The sequence below is a fragment of the Paralteromonas sediminis genome, assembly GCF_003820355.1.
Taxonomy (GTDB): domain Bacteria; phylum Pseudomonadota; class Gammaproteobacteria; order Enterobacterales; family Alteromonadaceae; genus Alteromonas_F; species Alteromonas_F sediminis.
Window position 1 is genome coordinate 983,189 of record NZ_RPOK01000001.1, and the last position, 24,000, is coordinate 1,007,188.

Below are 24,000 nucleotides of genomic sequence, written 5' to 3' on the forward strand. Positions count from 1 at the left end.
ATTGTTTTGCGTTTAGCGATATTCTGTTAAACGATAATGTGAATTGACGTAGTCACCAGCATCAAAATAACCATCAGTACAGAAACTAGAAAACAACGAAAACGGATTGGTACTCGATTGTTAGTCACGTGGACAAAAGCATGGCAGTATCTGGCAGCCACAAATAGCCAGGCAAATGTTACCGTTATAAAGCTAACACTGTTGGTCATGTAAGTGACTAGGGAAAGCACGTAGAACAATACAGGGATTTCAAATTGGTTTGCGATGTTGTTAGACACTAATACAACATCACTAGGCCAGGCTTTGTTATTCACAGCCGCCTGCTTTAAATCCACACTCTTGTTTTTCGCAGCGTTGAGTTTTCGCTTACCAAGAAGCATGAAAAGAAATATAACAAGAAAAACTTGTGCTAATACGGGATAAAAGATGACTTCGGTATTCATTGTGTTTGCTCATGCATTAGGTTTTCGATAACACTAATCAATAATGCGAAGCCATACTTTGCGCGACGTACATTTTGTTCGCTTAATCGTTCAAAACTCTACAGTATCTTTGTCTGAAAACCTCGATTGATTGATGGAATAAACCGCTTTTAAAATACCTATTTCATTATCTATATCCTGCATATTCATAAAGTGAAGATATTGGCTCACGGCTTAATTCGATTATGTTTTTATTGGTATTTAGCATGGCTCGATAAATGAGGTGTCTACCGGCCTTATAGCCAATAAACATTCTTCCGTCAGGATGTTCGCCAGATACCCAATGCATATAGTTGGCGTCGTCTGGTAGTGTCAGGATTTCTTTTATCCACTCATCCACGTTGTCTGAATCAAGGAGCATATCGAAGGCTTGACCACTTAGCAGTTCCGAAAAAACTGTCGCTAACCCTTCGTTTGCAGTTGCTATGTGAATGCCAGGTCCGAATTTATTATCTTCGATAGTCCATCCCGATGCGACATGATGCAATTCATGCAAAACCGTAGACCGCAAGCCGTTTTCAATCGCGCGAGTAATACCACCTTTGCCATAGTCTGAAAGCATGAGATTGATCTTGCCGACGGGGGTATGGTTAGTTGCCATACCTGTGATTCCGCCCACAATATTTAAATCCCAATCTACAGTTTCGATGGTGAAAATAATCTGTTTTGTCATCTTTGGAAAAAAGGCGCGGACATCTCTCTCGGCAAAGGTGACTATTGATTCGAGTTGAGCTTTTTCAGTTTTCGTTAACTTATCATCCTTATATTCAAATAGGATGTCAGGATTTGCTCCTGGCACAGATGAAGCATGTGCTAACGCCGGCGTGAAGAAAATGGCCATAGCTATCAATCCAACCCACGGTAATTTTAGTAAACCCATTATTAATCCTCTGGTTGTGAGTACTTCTGTTTAAGAGCACGACGCTTTTAATGATGCCGGCATCGCCGAATCCGCGGTCACAGTATCTTGACTGCACGGTTATACATTTTCAGAGTGTTAAAAGTAGCGTGTATAGCTGCAGATTGATGTACAGATGGTTCATTTTTTAGTGCAGCTCGTTCTTTTCAGATGAAATGCCATTGCGCTACTTTTTCTTTTTTGTTCTTATCTAATGATATGAGTACTGCATTCAATTCAGCAAACTTGGTGGGATCACAGTAGGTTGGACGATTTACTAAAGAAGGACAGCCGTAACTTATACAAGTTGTCACCACTTATCCATCAATAATGAGTGGGCCACAAGACACTATGAAGGAAGCCTCTATGGACCTTGTTTACCGTTCAGCTAAATTGCAAGACTTAGAGAGTCTGGTATCTCTTTTATCCAGTGACCCACTGGGCAGCCAACGAGAAGACGCGACGTTACCACTTAATGATGCTTACCTATCAGCCTTTGAAGCTATCAACAGCGACCCAAATAATGCGTTAATTGTTGTTGAGCTTGATGGAAACGTAGTTGGTATGCTTCAAATGACCTTTATTCCTTATTTAACCCATATTGGTAGTTGGCGTTGCCTCATTGAAGGCGTTCGCGTTCATGAAGCTTTCAGGGGGCAAGGTTTAGGCGAGAGGATGTTTGAATTTGCTATCAAAAAAGCTAGGAGTAAGGGGTGTCGTTTAGTTCAACTCACCAGTGATAAGCAGCGCCCTGATGCTATAAGGTTTTATGAAAAACTTGGTTTTAAGGCGACGCACGAAGGGTTTAAGTTAGCGCTTTAATTCGTCTTATTTCGCCAGGGGTACGCCCGATAACTTTTTTGAATGCCCGGGTAAATGAAGATTCAGATTGGTACCCAAAGTCCAAAGCAATCGCAATGATACTCTTGTTAGTTTGTTTTATTGCAGAGTAGGCGAGCGACATTCGCCACTCCGTCAGATAGTCAATCGGCGAATTCCCTACCAGTTGCTTAAATTGCACAGCAAACCCTGTTCTTGACATACCAACAGCCTGCGCTAATTCAGCAATAGACCAATGTCGGGAAGGCGATTCATGAACTAATTCGATCGCTTTAGTAATTCGGGGGTCTTTTAATGCGCCTAACCATGTTGGCGTATCAGTCGAGGCCTTGTCCAGGTGGTCTCTAATGGCTGTTATCACCAGTAAATCAGCAAGCTTAGATGTCGCCCCCGTTGTGCCCGGGTTCAAATTAGTGACCTCATCTGCAATTAATTCGCTTATGGTTTTTATAGTGTGACTAACCTGTGATGAGGTTGAATGAACAGTAATTGAAGAAGGCAGTGACTTAATTAACCTCTTTGTCAGCGGATGCGTAAAGGTCACCGCGCCGCATATGAGGCTGCACTTACCCCCGTTTCCGCCGAAGTGCAGATTTTCATAGCGCCCGGGCGCTATATTGATGGGTAAATCGAATAAAGGAACAGGTTCTGTGCCACTACCATCAGAGAGTATGTGGCCTTTTCCAAGCGGCAGTAATGTGAAATCGCCCCTTTTTAAAACATAGTGTTCGTTCGACGTCTCAACGCTCGCTTCGCCTTCCATTACGCGATGAAATATCATGCAATTTTTAATGGGGGGATAGTCTATTGACCAAGGACTTTGTAACCTTGACCGAATAAAAAAAAGACTATCCAAGGACATTTGGCTGAGTAACTGACCATACAGTGACTCGCTTACCGGCTTATTCGTCTTAGGCGGCTGGTTCGTGGGCATTTATTTTTTAGTGTAAGTAATCTGCTGCCAAGAATAATTAATTGCATGATGTTTGTCTATTTGCCTGGGCTGGTCAGTACTTTAGAAGCGTTAAAGCCATCGATTCGCTTTTGTTGAGCTGTTATTTGCATGTCTATAGGTAGACCCCCTGTGTTTTACACATATTGTACGATCGGACATTATTTTTGTTTTAACGGCAAATGAATGCATAAATAAATGCCCTATACTTCGGCTCACGTTTAGTCAGTTTATCTGATTGTCTTAGAAGTAAAACAGTCTGATCAGGATACTATTGCATGAATGCTTTTTATATAAACAGTCATGTAGTCTTCGGGGTTAATGAAAGTGAGAGTGAGCTATATGCAAATGAAAAGGTTTTATCTGTTTTTAGTTGCCGTTGTATTTCTGGCTTCTTGCGATGGTAAGGGTGAAGGGCCTAGTGTAGAGAGTGGGTTAGAAGGAAAATCTTTTTCAAGCAAAATGGACCATCTATTCGAAGAATTTTATGCAAACAATAAATTCATGGGTAGTGTTTCTGTTACGCAACAGGGTAGAGATATTTATTCCAGCGCTTTTGGGTATAGCGATATTGATAGTCAGACGCTCTCAAATTTAGGCACAAAATATCGAGGTGGCTCTATTACCAAAATGTTTACCTCGGCGCTAGTTTTGAAAGCGGTAGAGGACAAGAAGTTATCCCTTGATATGACGGTAGAACACTTTTTTCCTTCAATTGTGAACGCGCCCAAAATTACAATTCGTCAACTGTTAAATCACCGCAGCGGTATTCCTAGTTTCACCAAAGACCCAGTTTTTTGGAAGGTAAGAACTGATAACATGTCACCCGCGTCACTGCTCAGTCTTATTTCGGAATATCAGAGTAACTTCGAGCCTGACAGTAGTCATGAATACAGTAACTCTAATTACTTCTTACTTTCACAAATTTTAGAGCGTGTTTATCAACTGAGTTATGCAGCATTACTGCAAAGAGAGATTGCTGAGCCACTGGCTTTACAAAATACCTACTCGGGCCAACGTACCCAGAATGATCAAGCTTATTCTTATGTTTATGAAGATGGTTGGAAGCGATTTCCTGAAACTGATTTATCTATCGCTATCGGAAGCGGTGATATTGTTACCACCCCGAAAGACCTGAATGTTTTTATTCGAGCACTTTTTGAAGAGCAAATCATATCGGCCGATTCGCTCAACAAGATGACTTTGATTAGAGATAATGTCGGCCTTGGTCTTTTCCCATTTTCCTTCAAAAATATTAATGGCTTTGGGCATGGCGGGACAATTGACGGATTTCATTCAATTTCAATTTATTTCCCAGAAGAGCAACTTGTTGTGTCAATAATGTCAAACGCCATTGACTACAATATCAACACGCTTTTTACTCATGTTTTAAGTATGTACTTTAACGAGCCATTTGAATTTCCAAATTTTGATGGTGTGAGCATAACGGCAAAAGAACTTGAAAAATACGTTGGTATGTACAAAGGCGAGGGCCCTGGAAAATTCACGATCACGCTGAAAGAGGGTGTATTACATGCGCAATTAAATGATAGCTTCATTGAGCCGCTTATTTACCTTGGCAATCACAAGTTCACAAATGAAGAGACAGGCGCACATTTCATATTTGATCCAGAAGCGAATACCCTTGGACTTGAGCAAAGTGGTGTGGCTGATATTTACATGTTCAACAAGCAATAAACAAAAGACAAAGAGCGGCATCTCTCGTTAGGGTTAGTCGCTTTTATCTAATTATTTCCCAGGGCTATTGTTCTTTTCCCTGAACTTACACTTGGGACACACTAAATATACATTGGGCCATTGACTGCATGATAAGAAAACACGAAGGGTGTTGTACATGCACTCTCGTGCAGCAATGACTCATTAATAGGATGACAAAGTTGTGATGGCCAGAGAACTGTGGTGATACCTCGTTAGTACCACCACGGTGCATTCTTATACTACTACACATTGACGCCTAGCTGACGGCACATGGTTAATTCATCAATTATTTCGAATTCCTTCGCAATCTTGCCATTACGAATAGAGCTAAAAATGGCAACATCAACATTTACCTGCTTGCCACTGGCAGGTATATCAAGGTAACTCCCCATTTGTGTGCCTGTTAGTCGACCACGAGTAACAACTCGATCTTCTGTTGAGATTTGTTCTATAACTGAAATATGTAAATCTGGAAAGGTTGCCTTGTAAGTTCGTAATAGGTCTTCTAGTGCATCTCTTCCTACAAAGCTTATTTCGCCCGCTTGATAGACATAGTCATTATCAACAATGTCCTTAATGATGTGATAGTTACCCTGATTGATGACGTCATTAATGAGTCTATTTACTATGTCGACGTTTAGTGATTTCAATTTGATTAACCTTATTGTTGGCCTGTTCAGAGGTTTGTAAGGTTAAGCCACATTGCATTTTTAGGATTTGCTTTGCGTTCGTTTTTTTTCACCTATCGTTCGAACATACGTTATTTTTTCCGACACCCTGCTACGGCGACTTGCTAAATCGACTACCACGGACAGGCACCTCTCAATCAATGATTTTTATTGATTATGAGGTGCCTATAAATTAAGTCGTCACTGCGCTACCAAGCGATACCGTAATCATCACCTTGATCACTGGCGCCGCCCTGCATAGTGCCATTTTTCCAGTCAAACCAAATGCCCATGGTGGGGTTGTATACGCGGTCGACTATTTGTACGTCGTAACCCATTTTTGCTAGTCGGTCTCTAACAAACGGTGTCACATGGTCTCTGGCGACCTGCAGCCGACCGGGCTCTGCATCATGTGCGCCAAAAGAGCTTTGCATCTGATAGCTAATGAAGTTGCCTTTGCCTTCTGAAGCTTGCTGCACATTCATACCCCATTCCACCATGCCAAGGAAAAACTGCAGCATGTTCTGGTCTTGTAAATCTCCGCCTTGTACCGAGAAAGACATAATGGGTTTTCCGTCTTTCAGCGCCAATGATGGCGTTAATGTAACCCGTGGGCGCTGGCCCGGTGTTACAACATTGTAAGGGTTTAAGGCTTCATCAAGCACAAAGCTTTGCATTCTTTGGCTCAGACCGATGCCGGTATTACCGGCGATAAACGCTGGGATCCAGCCACCTGAGGGCGTTACTGAGACTACCCAGCCTTCGGCATCTGCTGCTTGAATAGCGGTTGTGCCAGCCTGAAACGCTTCTTCAAAAGACATTTGATTAGCAAGCTGAAAGCCGTCTTCACCCTCTGCTTCTGCGCTGGGCGGAATGACTTTCCAGTTTTGCCTTAGCGCCTCAAATGGATTGTCGCCTTGCTGAAATTGATAGGGGTCGCCCGGTAAGTACTCCGTTAAGTTTTTGTCAGGGTCAATTAGTTTTCTTCGCTCAGCGGCATATTCTTTGGACAAGAGTCCTGTAATGGGCTCTTCTGGTCCCACGTAAGGGTCGCCGTAATAGAAGTCGCGATCAGCAAATGCTAAGTTCATTGCTTGGTATAAGGTATGAATATAGCGTTTGGAGTTGTACCCCATGGCCTGTAAATCAAAGCCTTCCAGTATGTTGAGGGTTTGCAGCAATACTGGGCCTTGTGTCCATGTGGTAAGTTTGTAAACGTCTATCCCTCTGTAATTGGTCGTAACGGGTTCTTCTAATTTTACTTCCCAATTCGCTAAGTCTTCTTTGGTGAACAGTCCACCAGATGCGCGTGTAGCGTTAACAATTTCTTCCGCAATATCGCCTTTGTAAAAGCGATCATAAGCGGCATAAATGGCTTCTTTGCGGCTCATGCCGCGAGCTAGCGCCTGTTGTTCTGTTTCTACCAGCTTTCGCAAGGTGGCTGCCAAATCGGATTGAACAAAGATCTCGCCGGCTTTTGGTGCGGCGCGTTGTTCGGGATTTTCTGGGTCATAGTGGGGTAAAAATACAGCACGAGACGTAGGCCACTGAGCCAGAATTTCCCGGCGACGTTCCATGTTATTTGCTGCTGATGCTTCGATAGGATAACCCTCCGCCATCTCAATGGCGGGTTGAAGCACGTCTGCCAAAGATAGGTTGCCAAACTCAGCCACCATGGTCATTAATCCGCCAGGTGTACCCGGTGTAACAGCTGCAAGGGGGCCATTTTCTGGCGGGTACAACATGCCTTTTTCACGGAAAAATTCCGGTGTGGCACCTGTGGGTGCTACGCCTAATGCATTAATACCGATAACCTTTTTTGTGTGTGGGTTGTAGATCAACGCTTGTGTTTCACCGCCCCAGCCAAGTACATCCCACATGGTAGCTGTGACCGCTAACATAGCGGCGGCTGCATCTACGGCATTACCCCCGCGCTCAAAAATTTTTGCACCCGCTGTTGTGCCCAATGGTTTACCTGTTATTGCAACCCAGTTTTTTGCATGTAATACGGGTTTACTCATTTGTTGTGCGTGTAGCTGACCTGACGCGGCAAGGGTAAGTGTGATGCCGAGTAACAGGTTACTCACTGTTATTGCGCAGCGCGTGGCAATGTTGCTTTTTTCGGTTTTTAACATTGTGTTGACCATGGTTTCTTTTGTATTTAAGTAATTGACAAATAATCGTACGGAACAAGTCAGCAGTATGTTCAGTTTTAATGAGACGCATAATGCATGAATCCGGGTGATTTGAGTCTCAACTTTAATGCATAAAACAAGTAGTATTGCCTGTAATTCAATTTCAATAAACGCGTTAGGACGACATGTTACATAATTCACTCCCTCTACCAGGCTGCGATCCCTTGAATGTGGCGCAAATCAGGCGCAAAAATATCGAGCCGCTATTGGCTGCTTTGTCCAAAGATAAACGGGTTGTAGTAGAGGAAATTGGCCGCTCTTATCAGAATAGGTCCATCAATGCCATTACCCTAGGACAGGGTGACATTAGGCTTATGGCGTGGACACAAATGCATGGCGATGAGCCAACGGCCACCGCCGCAGTGTTCGACATGCTCTCGCTTTTACTGGCAGATAAGGGCCCCTTTAACTTTGACACCTTCAAGCAAAGTTTTACGTTAAAGGTTATCCCTATGCTGAATCCTGACGGAGCAGAGGCCGAAACGCGCATCAATGCGCAAGGCATCGATATCAATAGAGACGCGCGCTTGTTAAACACGCCAGAGGGACGTGTGTTATTCGAAGCAGCAAAAACATTTCAACCTCATGTTGGGTTCAATCTTCATGACCAAAGCCCTTTTTACAGTGCAGGTGATACCACTAATCACGCAACGATGGCTTTTTTAGCCCCCGCGTTCAACGAAGAAAAAAATATCGATGCTGCTCGTCACCGTGCCATGCAATTAATTGCACTCATGAGGAAGGCGATTTCAAACCAGATCCCCGATTCGATTGCGCGATACGATGATGCTTTTGGTGCCCATTGTTTTGGTGACAATTTGGCAGGTTTAGGCATTAGCACCATATTGATTGAATCAGGCGAACACCCCAATGATCCAAACCGGCAAATTGCCCGAAAGCTCAATGTCATTGCATTATTCACGGCCATGCAAGCTTTGATGGATTCAAGCTACAAAGCTGTATCACTCGATGACTACTTTGCGCTGCCACAAAATGTGAAAGAAGGGCTGATAGCACAGCGCAAGCAAGCACCTTGTCGGGCTCTTATGCCCACTGCCAATGATGACAAACCAGGCTGGATGGAAAGGCATCAGCAAAAGCGCGCAGAGGCTGCGAAGGTTTCAGGTTCGGTGCAATGGGTATTTATCGGCGATTCAATCACCCAAGCGTGGGAAAGGCATACTATTAATGCGTTTAACCTGGGTTTTAACGGCGACCGAACAGAACACGTGCTGTGGCGTATTCAAAACGGTGCACTCGACGGTCTTTCTCCACAAGGGGTGTTATTAATGATAGGCACAAATAATACGGGGCATCATTTTGACGATCCAGAAGAGACGGCAACCGCCATCGCTGAAATCGCTGACTTAATTCATCAACAACTGCCCAGTGCAAAAGTGGTCATTCATGCAATTCTTCCGGCAGGACGCAACAATGAGGATAAGAAGCGGCAACGCAATTATCAGGTGAATAGAATGATTAGGTGGTTGCGTCATCGTCCTTATGTTGAATGGTTGGATCTCACCCACCTATTTGTTGATAACGAAGGTAGAATCCCCGAATCGGTGATGGAAGATGCGCTTCATCCTACCGACGCACAATACCGAGTGTGGGCGGAGGCGCTGAAGCCTGAGTTAATGCGATTAGCCCCTGATGCAAGCGTTTAATTAATTCGAACAAGATGTTCGTATTTATGCGATATCGTTTCTCTCCGAATTCGCTATCCTAACCGAATTGTTGAGTTTATAGGCTATGCACAATGAAAGTCATTGAGAGAATACCACAGCGGCACACTGCAGACGGTGATGGCGTAAAAATAAAAAGAATTGACGGGTTTTCTAATTCATTCCTTGATCCAATTTTGATGGTCGATGAGCTGAGATCGGATAACCCAGACGATTATATTGGTGGGTTTCCTCCACATCCGCACAGAGGGATGGAGACGTTTACCTACATCAGGAAAGGGGGCTTTGAGCACAGAGATTCTATGGGTAATGTAGAAGCCATAGAGCAATATGGCACCCAATGGATGTCCACGGGCAAAGGAATTCTGCATTCTGAAATGCCGCTCAATGATGCAAAAGAGGGTTTGCACGGCTTTCAAATATGGATAAATCTGCCTGCAAAAGACAAAATGCGGGATCCTTTGTACAAAGACAGTAATGATTCTGGAAATCCACAATTTGTGGACAACAACGGCGTGTCGCTACGCGCTCTCGCCGGTACATGGGAATTCCAAGATCAGCGTCTTGATGCTGCTGTTCAACACACGTCGGCCAATACAAAGATAGCCGATATACATATCCCAAAATCAGAAACTATCACGCTAAACGGTGTTGAGGGCAATTTGCTGGCAGTTCTTGTCTACGAAGGCAAACTTGAGTTACCGGAGTCAAGGGGCGCAGAAATGCTCATTTTGTCGCCTGTTGAAGTACTCAGCCTCACCGCAGACAAGCATACAGACGTCAATGTACTGCTGTTTAGTGCTAACCAAATTAAAGAACCCGTTGCGCACCATGGTCCGTTTGTGATGAACACGCAAGAAGAACTGATTCAGGCAGTCAGGGATTATCAATCAGGTTTCTTTGGTCAGGTAAAAAACTGACATCCAAAGAATAAAACAGGGCGCTTAAGCATTTTCTATTTTTCTGTATAATTACTGACCATAACTATTCCAAATACAAAACTAGCGCAAGCTTGTCGGTTAATTTAGTGGTCATATATGAAAGTTGCCAATAATAAAAAGCTTTTGCGCCTTATCAGGTTCATCCCGCCGATACTTGTTATTGCTTTTGCGTTGAGCGCAATTTTAATTGTTATTAACAATAATAAAATAAAGCTCGACAGTGATCTTAAAGCACTCAGAACAGATTTTATTGAATCGCGTAAGAGCATGATGAAAGCGCAAGTAGAGCAGCTGATTCAGCAAATTAATTTTGAGTTGAAAAGCACCGAGGCTGTTTTAAAAGACAATATCAAAGCACAAATCTATCAGGCGCACACAATTGCCAGCCGACTTTATGAGGCTAACAAAGACAAATCAGAACAATATGTCACTAACCTGATCACCAGTGCACTGCGTGACCTAAGGTTTAATAATGGCAGGGGCTATTTTTTCATCTATAAAACCGATGGTGAGAGTGTAATGCATCCTATCCTGCCCGATATGGAAGGGCAGAACAAAATAGCGCTGCAAGACGTGAGGGGAAACTACATCGTTCGCGACATGGGGTTACTGGCCAAGGAAAATGGTGAAGCCTATTACACTTGGTGGTTTGTGAAACCCGGGAACACCCAACAGGAGTTTCAAAAAATTGGCTTTGGTAAGCACTTCGCCCCTTATGATTGGTTTATTGGCACGGGTGAATATGTCATAGACGTTGAAAATGATATTAAACAACGTGTTCTCAATGAAATTGCCAATATTCGTTATGGTGAAGACGGTTACGCATTCGTATTTAATAATGCCGGTATTGGACTGGTACATGTCAATGACGAGTATGTTGGGAAGAGTATTTTACAGCATCCCGAGCCTGATGTTTCCAAAACGGTGTTAGACCTTATTCAGCTTGCTCAGTCTGGCGGTGGCTTTATTCGTTATGATAATTTTATCAGGCCTTCAACCTCCATCCGTGAACCCAAAATCAGTTTTGTCCAAGGTGTTCCCAATTGGCAGTGGGCGGTAGGCATGGGCTTTTATGAAGATGAAATAGCAGAGCAATTAGCCCAACGTGAAGCTGAAATTGAAAATCAAAATCAACAACAACTCAACGAGCTATTGTGGCTGAGTTCTATTTCGACACTGTTTTTTGTTGTTATGTCACTTTTGCTTACCAAAAACCTTTCTCGCCGCTTCACAGACTATGAAGGGAAGATTAACCACGACTTCCAAGAACTAAATCGCATAAAACTGGAGTCCCAGTATCAGGCTTTGCATGATGCTTTAACTGCACTCCCCAATAGAACTCTGTTAGAAGAACACGTTCATCAGGGGGTGGCGATATCAAAAGACAAAGGCAAAATGTTGGCATTGGCGTTTGTTGACTTGGATGACTTTAAAAAAATCAATGATCTTCATGGACACTCTGTGGGTGACGAATTCCTTAAATTGCTAAGCGATGTGTTCAAACGCACAATTGATAAAGGTGACAGCGTTGCACGCTTTGGCGGCGATGAGTTTATTTTTTGCTTCCCTGAGCTTGACAATTTGGCTCAGGCTGAAAATAAAGTGAAAAAAATACTTCGCGTGTTTGAACGTGAATTCCATTTAAAAGGTAAATCAATTTATTCCTCAGGCAGTGTCGGTGTTTCTGTTTATCCGCAAGATGGCGAAGATACGGAAGCTCTAATCAGTAAAGCAGACATTGCCTTGTACAAATCAAAGGCGGCTAAAAAAGGGCAGGCGCTGTTTTTTAACACTGCGCTTGATGAGCAGGTAAAACGCGACTTTCTCATTGAAACTGAGTTGCGCGGGGCCATGAATAAAGGTGAAATAGCGGTGCATTATCAGCCGCAGATCAGCGTCAAATCTGGCGATATTATCGGTGTTGAAGCCTTGGTAAGGTGGAACAGTGCCAAGCTTGGCGCTGTGTCGCCGGCTGATTTCATACCCATCGCAGAGAATACGGGCATTATCAGAGAGTTAGGCAGCTACATTATTTACAAAGCCATGAGTGATATTAAGGCGCTCAACGATAACTTGCCGGTGCCTTTGAATGTTTCTATTAATATTTCACCCAAACAGCTTATGGAATCAGACTTTGTTGATTCTGTCATGCAGGCCAGTCGTGAACTGGGCCTGGATAGCCAATGGGTTACCCTAGAGATAACCGAAAACGTACTTATCTCTGATTTATCAGTGGTACAGCCAACGTTGGAGGCACTCAAAAATAACGGTTTTAAGATATCCTTAGATGACTTTGGTACAGGGTTCTCATCATTAAGTTACTTGAGCAATCTACCTCTCAATGAGATAAAAATTGATCGTTCCTTTATCGATAAATTCTTAAGTAGCAGCCACAGTGAATCACTCGTGAAAACTATCATTGCCATTGGTGAGTTCTGTCATCTTTCAGTCGTTGCAGAAGGCGTGGAAACGCAAGCGCAGTTTGATTTGTTAAGTGAGTATCACTGTGATGCAGTGCAAGGCTACCTCTTTTACAAACCTCTTCCATTGAGTGAACTGGTGGAAAAGTGCCGTTCTCATCAGAATCATACCCATTCCGTTGGCGAATAGCTGGGTTTTTGGCTATATCAATAAGACACTAAGCTTTTCTGTTGGGAGACAGTCTTTGCATTGTGTTTATAAGCTAAACGTTTTTATTTTATTGCTGGCTGGTATGACTGCTTGTCATGTACTAGCAAATGAGGATACCTCAAAAATTGAAGTGATTGAGGTAACAGCACAAAAACGCACACAAACAATCAATGAGATCCCGATTTCTGTTTCAGTTTTCAGTAGTGAACAATTACGCCGACTAGGCATTCAAGACACCACAGAACTGGCGAATATTGTCCCTGGATTGAATTACAGTGATACCGCCTTTGGCCCTCCTGTTTATACATTAAGAGGTGTCGGCTTTAATGAGTCTAGCGCACAGGCAACCGCCACGGTAGGGATCTATATGGATCAAGTCGCTATCCCGTTTCCTATTATGACAAAGGGGGCAAATCTTGATCTTGAGCGCGTCGAGGTTTTGAAAGGACCTCAGGGGACCTTATTCGGACGCAACGCCACAGCAGGCGCAATTAATTACATAGCGGCAAAACCGATGTCAGAGTTTGCGTCAGGATATTCGGTTAGCTTTGCCAATTATCAGACGTTTGACGTGGAAGGCTATGTCACAGGTGCGTTGAGCGATGGTTTGAATGCCAGAGCTGCGGTGCGTGCAGTCCGTTCCTATGAAGGCTGGCAGCAAAGTGTTTCTCGACACGATACCCTTGGAAGACAGGATAAAATGAGTGCAAGGGTCAGTGTTGACTGGGCAATCAAGGAAAATACCCAGGCATTGCTCAGTGTCAATTATCATGAAGATGCTTCAGAGAGCCTTGCGCCACAGGCCATTGATTACATTGCAGCAAAAGCAGGCAATGCGCTAAATGCCTCCTTTGATGTGTTTGGACCTATTCTTGATCCGCGGGTTAATCCCTCATTGTTCCCGGGTAATGGCAGTGATATTCGTGCGGCTGACTGGACTGCTGACCGGCGTCCCAGGCTGGCTCATGACATGCTTTCGCTGTCGGTGCAGGTAAAGCATGATATATCACCTGCATTATCGTTCGATTCGCTATCGGGCTTTCATCGTTTTAACGATCAAGGGTCCGAATACGAACGTGGAGGCGCCGCCGGTGTGACTGCTGGGTATATTAGAAACCTCACAGGTGGCTCCTTAGATACCGTATTTGGCGGTACGTTAAAAGACTTTTACGAGGGGCATTTACACGGTCGAAATGCTGATTTGCCTGACGATACCTATGTTACCTCCGATTACGTTTTTCAGCATGGAGATATACAGTCCTTTTCTCAGGAATTCAGAATTACGCGTACGCACGAGAGCAGTATATGGGTGGCTGGACTCTACTATAACCGTAGCGTCGTCGACTACGACACTACTCAAGACTGGGGATTAGCCACTAATGTGAATATCCTACCTACTTCGGGGTTTGGTTTTAACAGTCTGGAAAATGCAATTGAGCAGACGACCACGAGTCTGGCCGCGTTTGCTAGTGTTGACTGGCTATTTAGCGATGAACTGACTTATACCCTCGGCTTTCGCTATTCAGATGATAAGGCTGCATATGACGGGTGCACCAAAGATATTGATGGCGCGGGTCTGGCCCTGTTTAATCAGTTCTTTTTTGGTGGGGGAGACTCTGGGGGCAAAGTAAATGACTGTGTGACTGTGATTGATTTTGGAGGGCAAAATCAAAGCGTTGGTAACATAGATGATACGCTTGATGAAAGCTCGCTGTCATGGCGATTGGCTGTGAATTATCAGTGGCGACCTTCAACATCATTGTTTGCCTCCTACAGCAGAGGGTTTAAAGCGGGGAGTTACCCCTCTTTGGCTGCGATTGTGGCCAATCAACTGGACCCAGTAGTGCAAGAACAGCTCGATGCCTATGAAATAGGCGTAAAGACTGTGTTAGCAGACAATCTTGCGCAGTTAAACGTTAGCGCCTTTTACTACGATTACAAAGACAAACAACTGTTAACCAAAAAGACTATACCTGTATTTAGAACGGCTTTTACCTTGGGAAACATCGATAAGTCTTATGTTCAAGGGCTGGAGCTGGATTTGCAGTGGTTCCCGATTGAAGATCTGTATATCAATGCGGCGGTCAGCGTGCTGAAGTCAAAAGTGACTGAAGGGAATGGCTTTAACCAGCTTGGTCAATCACTGGATCTGTCGGGGTCACCTTTGCCATTTACCTCGGAGGTACAAGCTAATCTCCTGGCAAGATATGAATGGGATGTGCAAAGCAATTTTAGAGCGTTTATTGCCGTAGATGGTGCCTTTACCAGCGAGTTTAGTGCCGACTTTCAAGCTGATGCCACTACCACAAACTTGGTAGCTGACTTCATTGGTAGCCCCGTCGAGGTATTTATCCCACCCGAACCGTACCAGTATGATGAAAGATTTACGCAACCAAACTACTTGTTACTTAACGCTAGGGTTGGGCTGGTTAATCTTGAAAACGACTGGAAAGTCTACGCTTGGGTGAAAAACTTGACGAATGAATATTACGTATCAACAGTCGTAAAGAATAATGAGATGGTGGCGGCGTATCCCGGTATGACGCGCACATTCGGGGTTACTTTTGAGAAGCGATCATTTTGATGTCAGGTGTTAAAACTGGGTGGAAAAGTTGAGTTCGCCTCCCAGTTGATAGGCGTGTCCTGGGTGCACTAATTCGGTGTAGCTAATCAGCCCTTCTTTGCTCCATGTTTTTCGCAAAATGACCAGCACAGCATTGTCTTCACCTAACGCTAGTTGATCACTTTCAAAGTCATTTCCAATTCTCGCCTCCACGTAAAACAGTACTTTGGTCAATGGATAGTGTTTTTGTAGAAAGGAAGCTGGCGTAAATTCGCTGTTAAACGCTTGTTCAACATAATCAGGTACCAATGTCTTATTAATATAACGAGACTCCAATTGGATAGGCTGCTGGTTTTCAAAGTGGAGTATCTGAGAATGATAAATCGGCGTATTAAGTTTGATTTCCAGCCCTGCTGCTGCCTTTGCCGGTGCTGCCGTGTCTTCTAGTAACAAGAGCTGATTGGCGTATTGGTTGCCTCTGTCTTTTACCTCGTCAGCGATATTTTTAATTTTCAGTAGGGAAGAGGCCGCTTTTTTCGTTTTAACGAACGTACCGACACCGGCGAGCCTTTGTAACCGGTCCTCAGCGACCAGTTCCATGATGGCTCGTCGGGCTGTCATTCTGCTGGTGCCAAATTGTGCAGCAATTTCAGTTTCAGGAGGAAGTGGTGACTGATCACGCCAGATACCTTTATTGATGCCGTCTTCCAGCCATTGTCTGATTTTTTGATATTTCGCCAATCCCACTGAGACGCCTACACCTTGAGTCAATTAAATCTGCCAAATCATACAGCCTGCGTTAGATGATTAGCAACGAAGTGGGTACAGTGTAAAACCAAATGTATATAAATGTACACTAATGTATAGTAATGTATTGTTATTGGAGACGGCCCTTGATGAATAAAGGGGCAAAATAAATTAGAGCAGGATAATAAATCTAATGACCGACAGAACAGACCCTACAAGAACCATTCGCGCCCCCCACGGTAGCACATTGCGTTGCAAAAGCTGGTTGAGTGAAGCGGCTATGCGTATGTTGATGAACAACCTAGACCCAGATGTCGCCGAAAACCCACAGGCATTGGTGGTGTATGGCGGTATTGGCCGAGCTGCAAGAAACTGGGCCTGTTATGACAAAATCATCGACACACTTCAGCGTTTAGAAGATGACGAGTCACTCCTCATTCAGTCAGGTAAGCCTGTTGGCGTGTTTAAAACACACCCAGATGCACCACGGGTTTTAATTGCTAACTCCAATTTAGTACCGCACTGGGCGAACTGGACGCATTTCAACGAACTAGATAAAAAAGGCTTGATGATGTATGGCCAGATGACAGCTGGAAGCTGGATTTACATCGGTAGTCAGGGCATCGTGCAGGGCACTTACGAGACATTTGTCGCCATGGCTAAGCAACATTTTAATGGCAGTGCAAAAGGTCGTTGGATATTAACTGGCGGTTTAGGCGGTATGGGTGGTGCACAGCCATTGGCCGCTACCATGGCTGGCTTTTCAATGATCGCCTGTGAAGTTGATGAAACCCGAATCGATTTTCGCTTGCGAACAGGTTATGTCGATAAAAAAGCCACGTCATTGGATGAAGCCCTCTCAATGATTGAGCAGGCAAAAGTGCAAGGTACGCCAGTATCTGTCGGCCTGCTTGCCAATGCTGCTGATGTTTTTGCTGAATTAGTGGAACGCAATATCACCCCCGATTGCACGACGGATCAAACCTCTGCCCACGATCCTTTGAATGGTTATTTACCTCAGGGATGGACGCTGGAACAGGCCGCGACAATGCGCATTGATGATGAGTCTGCTGTTGTGGAAGCTGCAAAGTCGTCAATGGCTGTGCAGGTGAAAGCCATGCTCACACTACAGCAACGCGGTTCTGCCACGGTTGACTACGGCAACAATATACGTCAGATGGCGTTGGAAAAAGGCGTTGAAAATGCCTTTGATTTTCCTGGCTTTGTGCCTGCTTATATTCGACCTCTGTTTTGTCAGGGTATTGGGCCCTTTCGCTGGGTTGCATTATCCGGTGATCCTGAAGACATTTATAAAACCGATGCCAAAGTGAAAGAATTAATTCCTGATGATCCACACCTTCACAACTGGTTAGATATGGCCCGTGAGCGCATTTCCTTTCAGGGTTTGCCCGCCCGTATCTGCTGGATAGGGCTGAAAGACCGTGCCCGTATCGCCCGTGCTTTTAATGACATGGTGCAATGCGGCGAACTGTCTGCGCCTATTGTTATTGGTCGCGATCACCTCGACTCAGGTTCTGTCTCCAGTCCTAACCGTGAAACCGAGTCTATGATGGATGGCTCTGATGCAGTGTCTGACTGGCCTTTATTGAATGCGTTGTTAAATACCGCCGGCGGAGCTACTTGGGTTAGCTTGCATCACGGTGGTGGTGTAGGGATGGGATTTAGCCAGCATTCTGGGGTGGTGATAGTGGCAGACGGCACGGATGAGGCAGATGCCAGACTTTCACGGGTTTTGCGAAACGATCCAGGCACCGGCGTCATGCGTCATGCCGACGCGGGTTATCAAATCGCCAAAGATTGTGCCCAGGAATGTGAACTTGACTTACCTATGTTGGAGCAAAAATAGTGTCGTTTTATGAGTTACATCCAGGGCAAGTTAGCCTGCAAGACATGAGAAGCTTCTTTCATCAACATACGCCTGTTAAACTATCTACAGATGCGAGAAAAGCGATTGATAAGTCGGCAAAAACCGTGTCTCAGGTGATTGAAGATGATCGTGTGGTCTATGGCATCAATACGGGTTTTGGTCTGCTTGCAAATACCAGAATAAAACCTGAAGAGCTTGAATTGCTCCAACGTTCTATCGTTTTATCACATGCCGCGGGTATAGGTCGGTTGATGGATGACAGTGTTGTTCGTGTGATCATGCTACTTAAAATAAACTCTCTGTCTCGCGGCTATTCAGGCATCCGCTTACAAGTTATCGATAATCTACTTGCGCTGTTCAATGCCCAGGTTTATCCCTGTATACCGAGTAAAGGATCTGTAGGGGCATCGGGTGATCTGGCACCGTTGTCACACTTAGCTATGCCGCTCATGGGCGAAGGCGATGTGCGTTACAAGGGCGATATAATTTCAGCCAAAGACGGATTGCGCATTGCGGGTATCGAGGAAATAGATTTTGCACCTAAAGAAGGGTTGGCCCTGCTAAATGGAACGCAAGCTTCTACCGCCTTAGCATTGGCAGGCCTGTTTAAAGCTGAAAATCTTTACCTTGCGGCGTCCGTGGCTGGTGCCATGAGTGTTGAAGCCGCCAGAGGAAGCCGTACGCCTTTTGACGCAAGGATCCACCAGGTAAGAGGGCACCAAGGTCAAATTGATGCGGCGGCACTGTATCGTCATTTATTGGCTAACGACAGTGAAATAGGTTTATCCCACTCTGCCTGTGACAAGGTCCAAGACCCTTATTCATTGCGCTGTCAGCCCCAGGTCATGGGAGCGTGTTTGACCCAAATTCGCCATGCAGCAGAGGTTTTGCATGTGGAGGCGAATGGTGTAACTGACAACCCGCTGGTGTTTGGCGAAGACGATGAAATATTGTCAGGCGGAAACTTTCATGCCGAACCGGTTGCCATGGCTGCAGATAATCTCGCCATTGCCATTGCTGAAATTGGTGCATTATCAGAGCGTAGAATTGCGCTGTTAATCGATACTAATTTGAGTGGATTACCACCATTTTTGGTAGACAATGGCGGCGTGAATTCAGGTTTTATGCTGGCACAGGTGACTGCAGCGGCGCTGGCTTCTGAAAATAAAACCTTGGCACACCCAGCCTCGGTGGACAGTCTGCCCACCTCGGCAAATCAGGAAGATCATGTTTCCATGGCGACCTTTGCCGCTCGACGTCTCAGTGATATGTGTGAAAACTCAACGCATATTGTTGCTGTAGAATTATTGGCCGCAGCGCAGGGACTTGATTTTTCTATGCCGTTAACGTCGAGCCCAGCCATTGAAGAGGCCAGAAAGATCGTACGAGAGCAGGTAGCGTTTTATGCCCACGACAGGTATTTTTCCCCGGACATAAAACAAGCTGCACAGATAATTGAATGTGGTGAATTCAATAGTATGCTTAAAGGATACCTTCCTAGTGTCTAGGCCCGATAAACAGCTGGATTATTTAACACCTGAATTTTTACGACCTTTGCAGTGCGAACGGGCTGGCGAAGATCACGTTGCTGATGTCATTCGCGTCGCCTCTGCTAACCTGTCTCTAGAAGACAATCTCAAACAGGCTTACGCCGACGGCGTTAACTACATACTGCTTGGCGTGCCAGAAGATATTGGCCCGCGGGCTAATGTTGGTCAAGGTGGCGCGATGCAAGGGTGGCCACTGTTTCTGCAAACTTGCTTGCGCCGTCAGGCTAACCAGTTTTTTGACTGGCGTCAGTGTATGGTGCTAGGCGCGCTTGATTTAAGTGACCTGCAAGAGGCGGCCCAAGGTGCAAGCATCGAGCAGTACCGACAGCTATGTGAACGCGTGGATGAACGTGTTTCTGCCATTGTGAAACGCGTCTTTGAACTTGGTATGGAAGCCCTTGTTATTGGCGGTGGCCACAACAATGCCTATCCCCTAATTGGCGCGCTCAGTGAGGTATCAGATGGCCAGGTGGCTTGTTGCAATTTAGATCCTCACGCAGACATGCGGGCACTTGAAGGGCGCCATTCAGGTAATCCCTTCTCCTATGCGTATCAACATGGCTATTTGGGTTACTATCATGTAATGGGCTTACATGAGCAGAAAAACAATCAGGCTACCCTGGATTTACTAACACAGTCTGTAGGTGGTTTCACCAGTTATCAGTCACTGTTTGTCGAAAAGCTTACTTCGTTTGAGCGGGCAGTACAAGATGTCAAACAAGAGATGGCTGAGAAAGGAATGCCAGTCGGCATCGAACTGGATGTTGACACCATCAAATACACACCGGCTAGCGCATACAGTGTAAGTGGATTTACACTTGAGCAGGCCAGCTATTACCTTAACCACATGGCCCAGCTCGCCGGTGTCCGCTATTGCCATATTTGCGAAGGGGCGGTGGCCGAAATGGATACCCGCGACGCCGTGCATGTCGGACAGACGCTGACGGAACTGGTGTATAGCTTTTTGATTGGACGTGCCCGAAGAAAAGGAGAAAGACATGGATAAAGTGTATACGCACGCCACGCTTGCGACGCTGTCAGATACGGTTACTCAGGACTACGGTTTGATATCTGACGCAGCATTGGGTATTGACCAAGGAAAAATCAGCTGGATAGGGCAAGCGTCAGAGGTAGCGAGCTTGGGGGTGAGTCAGGATTGTATCATTGACGTAGCACACAAACTGATAACGCCGGGGTTGATTGACTGTCACACTCATTTGGTGTTTGGGGGCAATCGTGCCAAAGAGTTTGAGATGCGTCTCACAGGCGTATCCTATGAAGATATTGCAAGACAGGGCGGGGGTATAAACGCCACGGTCAGCGCTACCCGCGCTGCAACAGAAGACCACTTGTTTTTAACTGCCTCTCGTTATCTGAAAACCCTTATTCAAGAGGGGGTCACCAGTATCGAAATCAAATCAGGTTACGGGCTGGACACTGAAACCGAAAAGAAAATGTTGAGGGTGGCGACCCGTTTGAGAAACACCTTTCCTATAAATGTGAAGCGTACATTTTTAGGAGCCCACGCTATTCCTCCGGAATTTAAAAACAACGCCGATGGTTATATTACCTATGTTACAGAACAGACCTTACCTGAACTCGTTCGCCATGATTTGGTCGATCATGTAGACATTTTTTGCGAGAATATTGCCTTTGATTTGAACCATGCGGAGCAGCTATTTGAAGCCGCAACGCATTATGGCTTGAGTGTAAAAATGCATGCCGGTCAGCTCTCTGATATGTCTGGACCCTCACTGGTAGGAAAGTATCGTGGGTTGTCTGCTGATCACCTTGAATACTTGTCAGAGGCCTGCGTGGCAACAATGGCGGAAAAGGGCGTGACAGCGGTGTTGTTACCAGGTGCGTTTTACACATTGCGGGAAACGCAAAAACCACCCATTGAACTGTTGCGTAAATACAAGGTTCCCATTGCCATTGCTTCTGACTTTAATCCCGGATCATCTCCTCTATGCTCGTTGAGGATGATGATGAATATGGCATGTACCTTATTTCAGCTAACTCCTCAAGAAGCGTTGACGGGAGTAACCCGACATGCAGCATGTGCCTTTGGCAGAAATGACCTAGGTGTGCTAGAAGTGGGCAAAAAAGCAGACCTGGTGGTGTGGGACGCCACACATCCTGCTGAGCTGAGCTATCAGTTTCGCACGCATCAGGTACTGGAGCGACATTTTGCTTAATGGTTAGTTTTACCCAGTATCATTTCATTGTGATTGGCCCCACTTGGCATCATTGGGAAGCAGTTTTCGTCTTCTTCAACCATACATTCTATGACTACGGGGCCATTGTGTTCTAGCATTTGACTGATCACGGGGTCAAACTCTTCTTCTAAGTTGATCCTCAAACCGAGCATGCCATAGGCGTTGGCTAGTGCAACAAAGTCAGGTAAGGCTTCAGCATAAGACTGTGACCGCCGACCTTCAAAGTGCATGTCTTGCCACTGTCTAACCATGCCCATCCTCTGATTGTTCACTATGAACACTTTTACGGGCAAGGAATACTGCGCAAGTGTGGCCAGCTCTTGGATATTCATTTGGATAGATGCCTCACCAGCAATATCGATAACCAGTGCATCAGGGTGTGCGGTTTGTGCGCCTATCGCTGCCGGTAAGCCGTAGCCCATGGTGCCCAGACCGCCTGAGGTTAGCCAACGCCCGGGGGTGTCAAAACGACAAAATTGTGCTGCCCACATTTGATGCTGGCCAACTTCTGTACTGATTATTGGGTTATGTGACGCAATCCGTCGCCATAACCTATCGATAGCTTGTTGAGGCTTCATTCTTCGGGAATTCGGTTTATACGCGAAGCAGTTTTGTGACTGATAGCCTTTAATGGTTTCCCACCAAGTGTCAAGGGGGGGCTGAGAACGTGGCGAGGCGTTCCAGCTATCAATAAGTTGAGATAATGCCGAGTATGCATCGGCGTGGATACCAATATCAACGCTCACCAATTTTCCAATGGCGCTGTTATCAATATCAATGTGAATTTTTTTAGAGTTCGGAGAAAACCCCTCAAGATTACCTGTCACTCTGTCATCAAATCGCGCTCCTACATTAAGCATCAAATCACATTCGTGTAGTGCACGGTTTGCTTCATACGCCCCATGCATGCCAAGCATGCCGATGAAAAGGGGATCGTTTGCTGGAAACGCGCCTAGTCCCATTAGGGTTGACGTGACAGGAGCCCTCAATAGTCTGGCAAACGTTCGTAGTGCATCGGCTGCCTCATGGCCTGAGTTAATGACCCCACCACCAACATAGATAACTGGTTTTTTGGCCCGCTTTAGTAGGCTAACAGCCGCTTGAATGTCTTTTACCTGAATGGGCGGCAGAGTGCGGGCGCGTTGCAAAACCGCAGTGGGAATGGGGGCTGCTAACTGTTCAGTGGCCTGCGCTGATTGTATGTCCTTAGGAATATCAAGCGCAACTGGGCCAGGCCTGCCGGCCTGCGCCATTGAAAAGCAGCTAGACACAGAAGATGCAACATAGTCTGCATTGGTGAGTAAGCAGTTATGTTTGGTTGCGGCCCGCATTAGTGATACCACATTGGCCTCTTGGAAAGCGTCTGTTCCCAAGAGTGGCTGAGCCACTTGCCCGGTAAGACACAGTATGGGCACTGAATCCATCAGCGCATCAGTGAGGCCGGTAATGGTGTTGGTAGCGCCTGGTCCAGAAGTGGCAAGACAAACTCCGACTTTACCCGTCGAGCGGGCATAACCTTCGGCCGCATGCACGGCAGCTTGTTCGTGACGCACGAGCACGTGACGGATGCGTGTTTGTCTGTGCAGGGCGTCATAAAGAGGTAAAACAGCGCCGCCCGGATAGCCAAATACGGTATCTACACCCAGATCCGCAAGGGTTGCCAGTATGACATCAGCGTTTGTTTTTTCCTCCTGATTTGCCTGCATACCTGTTGGTTGTTGCAACATTTTCTGACTGGCATAGTGGGCGCGATGACTAACATCCAGCACTGCGGGCAGCGCTTTTATGCGTTTTAGCAGCCGATCAAACTGCGCGTACGTGATGCCGGCAATATCACTGTGCATATGGAGCTCAGATTGGTTTTTCCTGCTCAAGCTGACATGGTCGGGTAATACACCCAATGCTGAATAAGCATCAAGGATCCTCAGTGGGGTATTGCTGTCATTCAGCAAGATGATGGACAAGGTAAAGGTGGTCTCTGATCTGGCTGGTACAGGGGTATCAAGCATAAATAGTGCTCGC

At 45.6% G+C, this 24,000-nt stretch carries 17 protein-coding genes; 10 read left to right on the top strand and 7 right to left on the bottom strand.

The features are described from left to right. Positions 1-26: 26 nt before the first annotated feature. Positions 27-443: an MAPEG family protein gene (locus DRW07_RS04480; protein ID WP_124026659.1), complete on the bottom strand. Its 417-nt coding sequence runs from the start codon at positions 441-443 to the stop codon at positions 27-29. Positions 444-609: 166 nt separating this feature from the next. Then, on the bottom strand, positions 610-1,362 hold the full coding sequence (locus tag DRW07_RS04485) for a DUF2268 domain-containing putative Zn-dependent protease (protein ID WP_124026660.1): 753 nt from the start codon (positions 1,360-1,362) through the stop codon (positions 610-612). A 384-nt stretch (positions 1,363-1,746) separates the two neighbouring features. Between DRW07_RS04485 and DRW07_RS04490 the strand changes: the two genes are divergently transcribed. Beyond that, positions 1,747-2,202, top strand: coding sequence for a GNAT family N-acetyltransferase (locus DRW07_RS04490; protein WP_124026661.1), 456 nt, complete (start codon positions 1,747-1,749; stop codon positions 2,200-2,202). On the opposite strand, the gene DRW07_RS04495 is transcribed toward DRW07_RS04490, so the two are convergent. Continuing rightward, the gene (locus DRW07_RS04495; RefSeq protein ID WP_124026662.1) at positions 2,186-3,154 is read right to left on the bottom strand and encodes an AraC family transcriptional regulator; all 969 of its coding nucleotides are present in this window, start codon (positions 3,152-3,154) and stop codon (positions 2,186-2,188) included. The genes DRW07_RS04490 and DRW07_RS04495 overlap by 17 nt on opposite strands. Before the next feature lie 366 nt (positions 3,155-3,520). Between DRW07_RS04495 and DRW07_RS04500 the strand changes: the two genes are divergently transcribed. Continuing rightward, positions 3,521-4,870 carry a serine hydrolase domain-containing protein gene (locus tag DRW07_RS04500; protein ID WP_165870397.1) on the top strand — a complete coding sequence of 450 codons (1,350 nt, stop codon included), beginning with the start codon at positions 3,521-3,523 and terminating at the stop codon, positions 4,868-4,870. Positions 4,871-5,133: 263 nt separating this feature from the next. Here the strand turns inward: DRW07_RS04500 and DRW07_RS04505 are convergent, their stop codons facing one another. Continuing rightward, the gene (locus tag DRW07_RS04505; protein WP_165870398.1) at positions 5,134-5,541 is read right to left on the bottom strand and encodes an ester cyclase; all 408 of its coding nucleotides are present in this window, start codon (positions 5,539-5,541) and stop codon (positions 5,134-5,136) included. Between the two features lie 227 nt (positions 5,542-5,768). Further along, positions 5,769-7,694: a gamma-glutamyltransferase family protein gene (locus tag DRW07_RS04510; RefSeq protein ID WP_124026665.1), complete on the bottom strand. Its 1,926-nt coding sequence runs from the start codon at positions 7,692-7,694 to the stop codon at positions 5,769-5,771. Between the two features lie 185 nt (positions 7,695-7,879). Between DRW07_RS04510 and DRW07_RS04515 the strand changes: the two genes are divergently transcribed. The 4 genes from DRW07_RS04515 to DRW07_RS04530 all read left to right on the top strand — a co-directional run bounded on the left by DRW07_RS04515 (position 7,880) and on the right by DRW07_RS04530 (position 15,595). Then, the gene (locus tag DRW07_RS04515; protein ID WP_124026666.1) at positions 7,880-9,421 is read left to right on the top strand and encodes a GDSL-type esterase/lipase family protein; all 1,542 of its coding nucleotides are present in this window, start codon (positions 7,880-7,882) and stop codon (positions 9,419-9,421) included. 92 nt (positions 9,422-9,513) lie between these two features. Next, entirely contained in the window at positions 9,514-10,359 is an 846-nt protein-coding gene (locus DRW07_RS04520; protein WP_124026667.1) for a pirin family protein, read from the top strand. A gap of 117 nt (positions 10,360-10,476) precedes the next feature. Further along, entirely contained in the window at positions 10,477-12,990 is a 2,514-nt protein-coding gene (locus DRW07_RS04525; RefSeq protein ID WP_124026668.1) for a bifunctional diguanylate cyclase/phosphodiesterase, read from the top strand. A 103-nt stretch (positions 12,991-13,093) separates the two neighbouring features. Then, positions 13,094-15,595, top strand: a complete 2,502-nt coding sequence (locus tag DRW07_RS04530) for a TonB-dependent receptor (protein ID WP_165870399.1) — start codon at positions 13,094-13,096, stop codon at positions 15,593-15,595. Between the two features lie 9 nt (positions 15,596-15,604). Here DRW07_RS04530 and DRW07_RS04535 read toward each other — a convergent pair whose 3' ends face one another. After that, on the bottom strand, positions 15,605-16,345 hold the full coding sequence (locus DRW07_RS04535) for a UTRA domain-containing protein (protein WP_124026670.1): 741 nt from the start codon (positions 16,343-16,345) through the stop codon (positions 15,605-15,607). A 169-nt stretch (positions 16,346-16,514) separates the two neighbouring features. Between DRW07_RS04535 and hutU the strand changes: the two genes are divergently transcribed. The 4 genes from hutU to hutI are packed head-to-tail and all read left to right on the top strand — an operon-like array spanning position 16,515 to position 21,957. Continuing rightward, positions 16,515-18,188: a urocanate hydratase gene (hutU, locus tag DRW07_RS04540; RefSeq protein WP_124026671.1), complete on the top strand. Its 1,674-nt coding sequence runs from the start codon at positions 16,515-16,517 to the stop codon at positions 18,186-18,188. Continuing rightward, on the top strand, positions 18,188-19,717 hold the full coding sequence (gene hutH / locus DRW07_RS04545; protein ID WP_124026672.1) for a histidine ammonia-lyase: 1,530 nt from the start codon (positions 18,188-18,190) through the stop codon (positions 19,715-19,717). The genes hutU and hutH overlap by 1 nt, the downstream gene beginning before the upstream one ends. Then, positions 19,710-20,765, top strand: coding sequence for an arginase family protein (locus tag DRW07_RS04550; protein WP_165870400.1), 1,056 nt, complete (start codon positions 19,710-19,712; stop codon positions 20,763-20,765). Before hutH ends, DRW07_RS04550 begins: the two co-directional genes overlap by 8 nt. After that, entirely contained in the window at positions 20,758-21,957 is a 1,200-nt protein-coding gene (gene hutI, locus DRW07_RS04555; protein WP_124026674.1) for an imidazolonepropionase, read from the top strand. Before DRW07_RS04550 ends, hutI begins: the two co-directional genes overlap by 8 nt. On the opposite strand, the gene ilvB is transcribed toward hutI, so the two are convergent. Further along, complete coding sequence (ilvB, locus tag DRW07_RS04560; protein ID WP_205665352.1) at positions 21,954-23,987, bottom strand: biosynthetic-type acetolactate synthase large subunit; 2,034 nt, start codon at positions 23,985-23,987, stop codon at positions 21,954-21,956. The genes hutI and ilvB overlap by 4 nt on opposite strands. Between the last annotated feature and the right edge of the window lie 13 nt (positions 23,988-24,000).

Excerpts from the sequence above, each read along its gene's own strand:
- DRW07_RS04480 (WP_124026659.1), bottom strand. The coding sequence starts at position 443 with ATGAATACCGAAGTCATCTTTTATCCCGTATTAGCACAAGTTTTTCTT.
- DRW07_RS04485 (WP_124026660.1), bottom strand. The coding sequence starts at position 1,362 with ATGGGTTTACTAAAATTACCGTGGGTTGGATTGATAGCTATGGCCATT.
- DRW07_RS04490 (WP_124026661.1), top strand. The coding sequence starts at position 1,747 with ATGGACCTTGTTTACCGTTCAGCTAAATTGCAAGACTTAGAGAGTCTG.
- DRW07_RS04495 (WP_124026662.1), bottom strand. The coding sequence starts at position 3,154 with ATGCCCACGAACCAGCCGCCTAAGACGAATAAGCCGGTAAGCGAGTCA.
- DRW07_RS04500 (WP_165870397.1), top strand. The coding sequence starts at position 3,521 with ATGAAAAGGTTTTATCTGTTTTTAGTTGCCGTTGTATTTCTGGCTTCT.
- DRW07_RS04510 (WP_124026665.1), bottom strand. The coding sequence starts at position 7,694 with ATGTTAAAAACCGAAAAAAGCAACATTGCCACGCGCTGCGCAATAACA.
- DRW07_RS04515 (WP_124026666.1), top strand. The coding sequence starts at position 7,880 with ATGTTACATAATTCACTCCCTCTACCAGGCTGCGATCCCTTGAATGTG.
- DRW07_RS04520 (WP_124026667.1), top strand. The coding sequence starts at position 9,514 with ATGAAAGTCATTGAGAGAATACCACAGCGGCACACTGCAGACGGTGAT.
- DRW07_RS04525 (WP_124026668.1), top strand. The coding sequence starts at position 10,477 with ATGAAAGTTGCCAATAATAAAAAGCTTTTGCGCCTTATCAGGTTCATC.
- DRW07_RS04530 (WP_165870399.1), top strand. The coding sequence starts at position 13,094 with ATGACTGCTTGTCATGTACTAGCAAATGAGGATACCTCAAAAATTGAA.
- hutU (WP_124026671.1), top strand. The coding sequence starts at position 16,515 with ATGACCGACAGAACAGACCCTACAAGAACCATTCGCGCCCCCCACGGT.
- hutI (WP_124026674.1), top strand. The coding sequence starts at position 20,758 with ATGGATAAAGTGTATACGCACGCCACGCTTGCGACGCTGTCAGATACG.
- ilvB (WP_205665352.1), bottom strand. The coding sequence starts at position 23,987 with ATGCTTGATACCCCTGTACCAGCCAGATCAGAGACCACCTTTACCTTG.